This is a genomic window from Acinetobacter sp. YH16031, from assembly GCF_013417335.1.
Lineage (GTDB): Bacteria > Pseudomonadota > Gammaproteobacteria > Pseudomonadales > Moraxellaceae > Acinetobacter.
Window position 1 is genome coordinate 1 of the sequence record NZ_VPED01000060.1, and the last position, 5,768, is coordinate 5,768.

The following is a 5,768-nucleotide window of genomic DNA, read 5'->3' on the forward strand; positions in this document are numbered from 1 at the left end:
GTGGTAAAACCGCCTGCCAAAAAACGAGGTCGCCCTGCATTCAACTCGCCTAAGACCTTGACCACTAAAATATTAACGGCCATTCAGATTCAACTCACACAGACACTTCCTGAAATGCTCCGAGATTTACCTACGGGCTGTTCTGTTGGCACAAAAACGAACTCAAAAGGGTATTCTGAGAGTACCAAAGGCTACAAGCTTCATTTAGATACAGCATGTTGTGGTGTAGTGATCAGTGCTTATCTGACGGGTGCGGTCGTTCATGATAGTCGTGTTGCCCTGCCGTTATCGTTGATGAGTGAACAGCGTGTTACGGCATGTTATGAGCTGATGGATGCAGGTTATTGTAGTACGGATATTCGAGAGTTTGTGAGATCAAGAGGTCGTGTTCCGTTGATTGATCACAACAAGCGTCAGGGTGAAAAAATAGAATTTTGCAAAGCGGAAGCACAGCGATATAAAACCCGTAGCAGTGCTGAACGCAGTAATGCCCGTTTAAAGGATGAGTTTGGCGGTCGGGTGATTTATTATCGAGGTCACGCTAAGGTGATGAGTCATTTGATGTTTGGTTTGATTGCTCAAACAGCCGATCAATTGATGCGACTTTTGAGGTGACGACAAGGCAATTGATTAAGTGCTTAATGATTGAATATTTGACACAGGTCAACGCATCAGCTTGTTTAAGATATGGAGAAACAAGATGATTGATCCCTAAAATCATAGCGCAACTCGGGTTTGATTAAAAAAAAGCCTCTTTTTTAAGAGGAGCTACAGCTGTGTCGGCTGGGACAATAATTTTGCAAGTTCTTCTTAATAATATCTTTTCTAAAAAAACTATTCTCGAAGTCTATTCTGACCTACAAGATCTTCCATTAACCCCAAAATACAAAAAAGATATCATTGCCTTACGTCGCTCCCTCGAAAGAGATCTAACCAATAATCCCAATAAAGCTTTTTCTATGAAAGAAGTCGCAACAAAGGACAGAATGTTTATTCGTCCTTTGAAAATAGATCCGACTCAAATTGAAAAAGTTACGGAAATGAAAGGAAAATCTATACTTCTTGTCGATGATTTATTGGCAAGTGGTACAACCTTAACAAGTGCTTATAACTTACTTAAAGAAATGGAAATAAGTGAACAAATTAAAGCAATCTGTCTTTTAGGAAAACTGGGCAGTAAATAACTAGAAATCATTCAATGTCACCAAAAATCACTAAAAATCACAAAAGTTAATGTAAACTTTTATTTATAACTGTATACTACAGATAGACCATTCATGTGCTCAATGGTCTTTAAAGATAGGGCTAACGCCCAGAGCCCGGCAGCACCGTCAAGCGAGGTCAGACTGTAAGAGTCAAATATCGTTTATCTAGGCACGGCTAGTAAAGTTTCAAACAAAAAGCTTAATAACTTAAATAAGTTGTTAGGCTTTTTTGTTATTCATAACTATAATTCAAATAAATTCAATATTTTATAAATCTAAGTATGACAATCGTTATATCTATCTCTGTAATTATTGCTTTCATTATTTATCTTAAGCTTTATAACTCACATCCATATTTCTTACTTGATAAAGATGGCGTAATCAAAAAGGAACATCGCAGAACTTTTTGTCATCCATTTATACATTTAGATCCAAATGATTTTAATGATCTCAAATCAATACATCATTCTTACTTTCCTAATGGAAGCTACGAGACTAGATACTATTCATCTGATGGACTAAACAATACCTTATTTATCAAAACTTCAATAGAATTTAATACATATCCAAATGGACAACCATGTGATTTAGTTTTTCCTGTCAACTTTGTGATCCACAAACTAAATGACTCTCCAGAAACGTATATTATGTATTTATCAGAAAGATGCGGCATTAAGGACATGACTCTGAAAGGTGATTTTTATAAAGGATCTCTTTCAAATCTAAAAAAGCACTTTGAATTATGGGAAAAAAAGCAAAAAGAATTTTTAAAAAAGAATCACCATATTTAGCTTGCGAGCATAGCCATTGAAAATATTTTTCATGGCTATGATGTATTTAATTATTTTATTTAACTATATTTTCTTTGTTATATTTTTCAATAAGATACAATGCATCTTTATCACCTTTTAATGCAGAACTTCTCAATAAAGACATTCCCTTAGTTATATCTTGTTTTACAATTATTCCTCTTACATACATTAATCCAAGCTTTGTCTGAGCTGTAATATCACCTTTATTCGCAGCTTGAGTAAAAAGAGAGACTGCTTTTGCGGGGTTCTTAACAACACCATTTCCGAATAAATACATGGTGGCTAGCTCACGTGTGGCTGCTATATCTCCTTTATTGCTAGCTTTTTGATATAAGTTGGCTGCCTTATTTAAATTAACAGATACCCCCATGCCATTTTGATAAATTGCACCAAGCATGAACAGAGCATCTGTATTTTCTTGATTAGCTGCCTTTTCAAACCATTTTATAGCTTCAGCCATATTTTTTTGTACACCTACTCCCTCTTTGTACATAACAGCAAGAGTAAGTTGATCCTCTGCATAGCCTTGCTTAGCTCTTTCAATAATTTCAGCATCAGAAAAAGCATATAAACTTGATGAAAATGAAAGAATTGTAAGGAAAATAAGAAAATATTTATGCACTCGAATACCTAAAAAATGTGAAAATTTGAATAACTCAGTATTTTGAAATACGTACCTTAAGAAATGAAAATTATTTTAACAATAGTCCTTTTAATTGTTGCTTATAACATTGTAGAGCCCAATAGTTTTGGAGGATACCTATTAGTTCTATTAGTTGCAGGATTAATTTCAATTGGTATTACATTCGCTTTTTTAGCCATACTCGCTGTTATTGGTGTAATTAGTAAACTATTCACACAGAATTAAACTACATCCCAAAATCCATCCCTCGATCCTGCTTAGGTCGAGGTTTTTCTATCTCTTGTTTACGCTCATTCATCTGGACGAGATTTTTTTCAATATCTCCGACGTTTCGAGCAAATTCTGCTGAGCTTTGGTCACTTGTAACGAGACTGAGTGTTGTAAGACTGAGATTTTCCCCAATGCTTCTTCGTTGTTGGCTGTAATCTGGCTCATCTCTCGAACTTTTCCATTGATCTGCTCGGTATAGCTTGCTGTACTGCGTTCTAGCTCGTGAAATTGCTTCTGTATTGTCGCTAATGATTTCTGTGCTTGCTGTAAGCTTTGCTGATCGCTCTCGATTGCCTTTGATTGAGCTGATAAAGCTTGGATAATCTTGGTTTGCATTGTGTCTAAAGCTTGCTGTTGCTTCTGCAATTGCGATTGTTGTTGCAGTAACTGTTGCTGTTGTTCTTCGATGATTCTCAATAATTGTGTTTCTAATTCCGTCATCGTTTAGTACCCCATTGGAATCATGTAACCGTTCTGCCATTCCCCTGCATTCTTGTTGATCTGAATACAGAGACGTTGTGCTTTGCTGTCTGGTCGCTTGCATGTGCTGATCGTCAAACTGCCTCCCGATCGGTTCAAATGATCGACCCTCATTTGCTTCTCGTTGATCACTGTATTTAGCGTCTGCATCTCGCTGTACTTGTTTTTGGTGACGAGACCAAGCGAGAAAATTGCTATAAGCAAAATAACTACTACTGAAATCAGTCCCATATTCAAAATGGTAAGTTTTTTCTGTACCGCTTGATTCTGGGCTTGTTGTTCTTGGCTCTGTATTTGCTCGTTTAATTTCGTTAAATGGCTCAATTTCGATTGCAGTAAGGTTTGATACTGGCTCAATTCCTTCTCGACCGTCTGGGCGTTGTTTTGAATGCTCTGGGCTATTTTCTCGTCCGACTGTTGGATAGCGGTCGCTGTGATATTGGCTCTTGTGTTCAAGCTGTCTCTGATAGTCTGTGACGTTTGCTCGATACCGCTCAGAAGTTGTTCCTCTGTATTCTTCAATTCGTTGTTGTACTTCTTGTCGATATTCGCCAGTAGCTCTAAAGCTTTGCTCATAAATCTCGCCCTCTAAACGGATAGGACGTTTTGCGCCCTCATACGGGTTTTCAATGGATATGGAATTTTTTACTTGTCGGGTGACATTGATTTGATTCGATTCAAGCCATTGCACCAATTCTTGCCGATCGGCAACTTCACCATTGGCAACCGCTCGGTAAACACGTTGATGTAACTGCTCTTTAAAATCCTTAATATCTTTGGGTAGATTCTTTTTATTTAAAAATAGCTGTCGATGTTCAGGATCATCGGGGTCATACAGTGAATGTTCGGTATTGGTGATCTGCTTAAATAGATCGACTCGATCTAAATCGACTGGCGCATAGAATGGCTGTAGGCGTTTGCCTGTTGAAAGCTCAACATTGGGAATCACAAAATTAAGCTCAAGCCTTGTCTCACCTGTGTCCTGATTAATTTTGTCTTGGTGCTGTACCCATAAAATTTGATACTGGTCTTTATCTAGTCCTGGAAATAAACATTCCTCAAAATTTTGCATTATTTTCTGTTTATCCTGGTCAGATAAATCATGCTCATAAAAGGACAAACAACCACTGGTATATTTTTTTGCAAAAGGACTGCTATCAATCAATTGTGCTGTCAGTTCTACATCACCACTAAGCACCTGTGCGTGTTCACGCTCTCGATCTTCACCCAATAAATAATCAAGACAACCTTTTGACAAACCTGAACCATGTCGAAAAAAATCAACGATCATCTGGACGTAACTCCCGAAGCTGTTGATCAATTGAAATCAATAAATGAAGTAACTTCACTTTGTCAAAAGTACCTACCCCTGCAATATCGGTATTCACGGCTTTGGCAATCTGATTCACATTATTACCAATTCGACCAAGTTCTAAAATTAACACTCGCTCTGTCTTGCTATACGAAGATTCAACAACCTTTGTTACTTTAATTTTTTGGTCATCATCTGCTTTGGAATTATGAATTTTAGTCGCTTTCTCTACTGCTGCTTGTCTAAGTAACTTTGCAATCGAACCATAAGGATTATTTGAATCAAGCAATTGATATTCTGATTCAGAAAGTCTGACTTTAAAGGTTCTCTCTCGAACAGCTTTACCTTGCTTATTCTCTTGTTGTTCATGTCCTGACATTTCAATCTACCCTGCTTTGGCTTTTGTAAGCTTTAAATTGGAAAATCTTTGATTTTTCTTTTTAAAGCTTTTCGGGGGTATCGGGGGTGAAGCCCCTGATCAAGGTCACAGACTATCACTGTTTAACAAAGTTAAATAGGGGTAGCTGTGTATCCTTGCTTATTTAAAAATGGACAAAGTTGTTATATGAAAATTAAATCAATTGACGCGGTATATAAACTCTAGGAAGTATTGGCATAAATCTTGTAAAACAAAATGCTCTCAACTCTCTTTCAACGTCCCCACATCCCTCGCTTTGCTCGGGCTGATGGTGAACGTTGAGAGAGTTTCGGCAATACTTTCCCTAAGGGTCGCTGATTCAAAATCAACATCCCTTAAGTATTGCCGATTAACCTGTAATTGGGCTGACGGAGCCACGCATCGGTCGTATCCGCACATGGTTTTACATACTATGCAGACAAGGACTTCTGGGTTGTGTACCTCTGCTCCACGCGCTCCCTGCCGCTACACGGCTGTATCTCTGCGAGGGTTTCCCCAACATGCAACTTAACAGTCCAATGTAACTACTCCTAACGCTCCGCCTATGTGAAGTTCCCCTGTAAGCGGTTTAGCCTTTCGACTATAGCTACAGTACGCCAGTGACACTTATTCCTACCACACGTACTGC

6 protein-coding genes are annotated in these 5,768 nt (G+C 38.0%); 3 read left to right on the top strand and 3 right to left on the bottom strand.

Annotated features, from left to right (window positions below):
• From FTV31_RS15265 to FTV31_RS15275, 3 genes are all read left to right on the top strand, one after another.
• Window positions 1-615, top strand: a 615-nt coding sequence (locus FTV31_RS15265; RefSeq protein ID WP_180015613.1) for a transposase, incomplete at its 5' end; no start/stop codon positions are given.
• A gap of 161 nt (window positions 616-776) precedes the next feature.
• Window positions 777-1,184, top strand: coding sequence for a phosphoribosyltransferase family protein (locus FTV31_RS17625; RefSeq protein ID WP_180015615.1), 408 nt, complete (start codon window positions 777-779; stop codon window positions 1,182-1,184).
• Between the two features lie 302 nt (window positions 1,185-1,486).
• Window positions 1,487-1,996 (top strand): hypothetical protein, encoded by a 510-nt coding sequence (locus FTV31_RS15275; RefSeq protein ID WP_174660746.1) that lies wholly within the window; start codon window positions 1,487-1,489, stop codon window positions 1,994-1,996.
• 55 nt (window positions 1,997-2,051) lie between these two features.
• Here the strand turns inward: FTV31_RS15275 and FTV31_RS15280 are convergent, their stop codons facing one another.
• The 3 genes from FTV31_RS15280 to FTV31_RS15290 all read right to left on the bottom strand — a co-directional run bounded on the left by FTV31_RS15280 (window position 2,052) and on the right by FTV31_RS15290 (window position 5,101).
• Window positions 2,052-2,639, bottom strand: a complete 588-nt coding sequence (locus FTV31_RS15280; protein WP_174660745.1) for a tetratricopeptide repeat protein — start codon at window positions 2,637-2,639, stop codon at window positions 2,052-2,054.
• 247 nt (window positions 2,640-2,886) lie between these two features.
• On the bottom strand, window positions 2,887-4,701 hold the full coding sequence (locus FTV31_RS15285) for a relaxase/mobilization nuclease domain-containing protein (RefSeq protein ID WP_174660744.1): 1,815 nt from the start codon (window positions 4,699-4,701) through the stop codon (window positions 2,887-2,889).
• Complete coding sequence (locus FTV31_RS15290; RefSeq protein WP_174660743.1) at window positions 4,691-5,101, bottom strand: MobC family plasmid mobilization relaxosome protein; 411 nt, start codon at window positions 5,099-5,101, stop codon at window positions 4,691-4,693. Before FTV31_RS15290 ends, FTV31_RS15285 begins: the two co-directional genes overlap by 11 nt.
• Window positions 5,102-5,768 lie beyond the last annotated feature (667 nt).